Source organism: uncultured Frigoribacterium sp., from assembly GCF_963515265.1.
Lineage (GTDB): Bacteria > Actinomycetota > Actinomycetes > Actinomycetales > Microbacteriaceae > Frigoribacterium.
On the sequence record NZ_CAUPYL010000253.1, the window covers coordinates 1 to 2,990 of the forward strand.

General features: G+C 72.2%; 4 protein-coding genes. All 4 read right to left on the minus strand.

The genetic code is table 11. The features are described 5' to 3' along the window. Nucleotides 1-139 precede the first annotated feature (139 nt). On the minus strand, nt 140-313 hold the full coding sequence (locus tag RWM17_RS13495) for a CsbD family protein (protein ID WP_123548416.1): 174 nt from the start codon (nt 311-313) through the stop codon (nt 140-142). A gap of 134 nt (nt 314-447) precedes the next feature. Continuing rightward, the gene (locus RWM17_RS13500; RefSeq protein ID WP_314104495.1) at nt 448-1,452 is read right to left on the minus strand and encodes an aldo/keto reductase family protein; all 1,005 of its coding nucleotides are present in this window, start codon (nt 1,450-1,452) and stop codon (nt 448-450) included. A 218-nt stretch (nt 1,453-1,670) separates the two neighbouring features. Beyond that, the gene (locus RWM17_RS13505) at nt 1,671-2,420 is read right to left on the minus strand and encodes an SDR family oxidoreductase (RefSeq protein ID WP_314104498.1); all 750 of its coding nucleotides are present in this window, start codon (nt 2,418-2,420) and stop codon (nt 1,671-1,673) included. Nucleotides 2,421-2,500: 80 nt separating this feature from the next. Then, nucleotides 2,501-2,990, minus strand: a 490-nt coding sequence (gene rfaE2 / locus RWM17_RS13510; RefSeq protein ID WP_314104500.1) for a D-glycero-beta-D-manno-heptose 1-phosphate adenylyltransferase, incomplete at its 5' end; no start/stop codon positions are given.

A 2,990-nucleotide genomic window follows, 5' to 3' on the forward strand; every position in this document is an offset into this window, starting at 1 on the left:
CCCCCCCACGCGCCGGCGTGGGGCGGCAACTGGCGGCCCCGGGCCCCCCGCAGCGCGGGCCCGGGCCCGCGGTGGCGCCGGACCACTTGCCTGGGGCGGGGCTCGACCGGAGGGCGGGATGGATCGGCGCCCGAGTGGATCAGTGCTGGTCGCCGTCCTTGGCGCGCTCGGTGGCGAGACGGTCCTCGCTCATCGACTTGTCCTTCTGGCCCTGTGCGGTGAGCTCGGCGTCGTCGGTCTTCTTGCCGACGGCCTCCTCCACGTGTCCGGCTGCCTTCTGCACTGCGTCCTTGGCCTTGTCTCCGATGGACATGCGGTTCCTCCTCCTGCTGAGTCCCGGGATGTCCCGGCTGTGACGTGGACGGTAGGCCCGCAGCGCCGCCACGGACCGTCGTTCGGGATGTTCCCAGGAGGCGGTCGGCCAGTGGTCAGCGCCGGGGCGGCGGCCTAGACCTCGCGGCCGGCGGGCATCTGCGTCTTGCGGGGGTCGGTCTCGGCGAGCCCCTCGAAGATCGACTCGATCTTCGCGAGCACGTCGGCCTCGAGCACGACGCCCGACGCCTTCGCGTTCGACTCGACCTGCTCCGGACGCGAGGCCCCGATGATCGCCGACGCGACGTTCTCGTTGGACAGCACCCAGGCCAGCGACAGCTGCGCCTGCGTGAGGCCGAGGTCGTCCGCGACCGGCTTCAGCTGGGCCACGGCGTCGAGCACGTCGTCGCCCATCCAGCGCTCGATCATCGCGGCGCCGCCCTTCTGGTCGGTGGCCCGGCTGCCCGAGGGCAGCTCGCCGCCCTTGGTGTACTTGCCGGTGAGCACGCCCTGGGCGACGGGCGACCAGACGATCTGCGAGATGCCGAGCTCCTTCGAGGCCGGGACGACCTCCTCCTCGATGACCCGCCAGAGCAGCGAGTACTCGGGCTGGTTCGAGACGAGCTGGATCTTGAGCTCACGGGCGAGCGCGTGCGCCTCGCGCAGCTGCTCGGCGTTCCACTCGGAGACGCCGATGTAGAGCACCTTGCCCTGGCGGACGAGGTCGGCGAACGTCTCCATGGTCTCCTCGAGGGGAGTCTCGACGTCGTAGCGGTGCGCCTGGTACAGGTCGACGTAGTCCGTCTGCAGCCGCTTCAGCGACCCGTTGATCGACTCGGTGACGTGCTTGCGGCTGAGGCCGGTGTCGTTGTGGCCCTTGGGGCCGGTCGGGCCGTAGACCTTGGTGAAGATCTCGACCGACTCGCGGCGCTCGCCTTTCAGCGCCTCGCCGAGCACGACCTCCGCCTGCGTGTTCGCGTAGACGTCGGCCGTGTCGAAGGTCGAGATCCCGACGTCGAGCGAGGCGCGGACGCACGCGGTCGCCGTGTCGTTCTCGACCTGCGAGCCGTGGGTCAGCCAGTTGCCGAACGTGAGCTCGGAGACCTTGAGTCCTGAGTTGCCGAGGTACCTGAATTCCATGGGGTTCTCCTTGTCGGGGGCGCTCCGCTGCGCACCGTCACCGACGCTACGCCCCGGCGGCGTGAACGTTCACGCCGGGGTACGTCCGCCTGCGGGGGCGACGAGTGGTCAGGTCCTGCCCTTCCCGGCTCGGTGAGGGACAGCACCTGACCACTCGAGCGCGACAGGGCCGAGCCGAGGAGGCGAGGGCTGGCTCACCGGAGCCGGCCGGCTGCCGATCAGGGCCAGCTGTCCTCCTCCGGGTGCGTCACGACGAGCTCGCGGATCTCGCTGGTCGCGGGCATCCCGAGCACGTAGAGCACGGCGTCCGCGACGTCGGACGGATCCTGCAGGCGGGAGTCGTCCTGCGGCTTGTACTGCTCGTCGCGGGCGTCGAAGAAGCGCGTCTTCATGCCCGACGGGATGAGCGTCGTCACGCCGACGACGCCCTTCAGCTCGGCCGCGAGCGAGCGCGTGAAGCCGACCACGCCGAACTTCGAGGCGCAGTACGCGGTCGCGTCGCCGACGGCCTTGATGCCGAGCGACGACGCCACGGTGACGACCTTGCCGTGCGACCGCTTGAGGTGCGGCAGCGCGGCGCGCACGGTCGAGACGGTGCCGAACAGGTTGACGCCGACGATCGCCTCCCAGCTCGCGGTGCTGATGCCGTCGAGCGGCGCGGGGGTGTCGATGCCCGCGGCGGTGACGACCGCGTCGAGGCCGCCGTGCGCCTCCGCGGCCGAGGTGACCGCCGACTCCACGGCTGCCGAGTCGGACACGTCGACCTGGTGCGCCTCGACGCCCTCGGCCACGCGGGAGACGTCGAGGTCGAGCACGATCGGCGTGCCGCCGGCCCGGAGCACGGCGTGCGCGACGGCCGCGCCGAGTCCGCTGGCACCGCCGGTCACGATCACGCGGCCAGGGCCGCGACGGCCCTCGGCGCCGGTGCCGGTGCCGGTGTCGGTCGTGCTGGTGTCGGTCGAGGTCATGGGTGGTTCCTTCCGTAGGGGACATGGGTGTCGTGCGGCGCGGGCGGCCCGGTGCTCGGGCGACGACGAGGAGGCGCGGGTCAGCCCACGCGCTCCAGCGCCGACGCGAGCCTCGTGGTCGACCGCCCGGGGTGGAACGGCACCGTGACGGTGCGCCCTCCCCAGCCGGCCACGAGCGAGGCCTCCGGCAGGGTGTCGGCGGTGTAGTCCCCGCCCTTCACCCACAGGTCGGGCCGGACGCGGTCGAGCACGGCGTGCGGGGTGTCCTCGTCGAAGACGACCACGGCGTCGACGCACTCGAGCGCGAGCAGCAGGTCGACGCGGTCGCCCTGCGACATGATCGGCCGCTCGGGCCCTTTGAGCCGCGTGACCGACTCGTCGCTGTTGAGGCACACGACCAGGCAGTCGCCGAGGGCGCGGGCGCCGGCGAGGGTGCGCGCGTGGCCGGCGTGCAGGAGGTCGAAGCAGCCGCCGGTCGCGACGACCGTGCCGCCCTCGGCGCGCACCCGTCGCGCGCCGCTCGGGCCCTTTGAGCCGCGTGACCGACTCGTCGCTGTTGAGGCACACGAC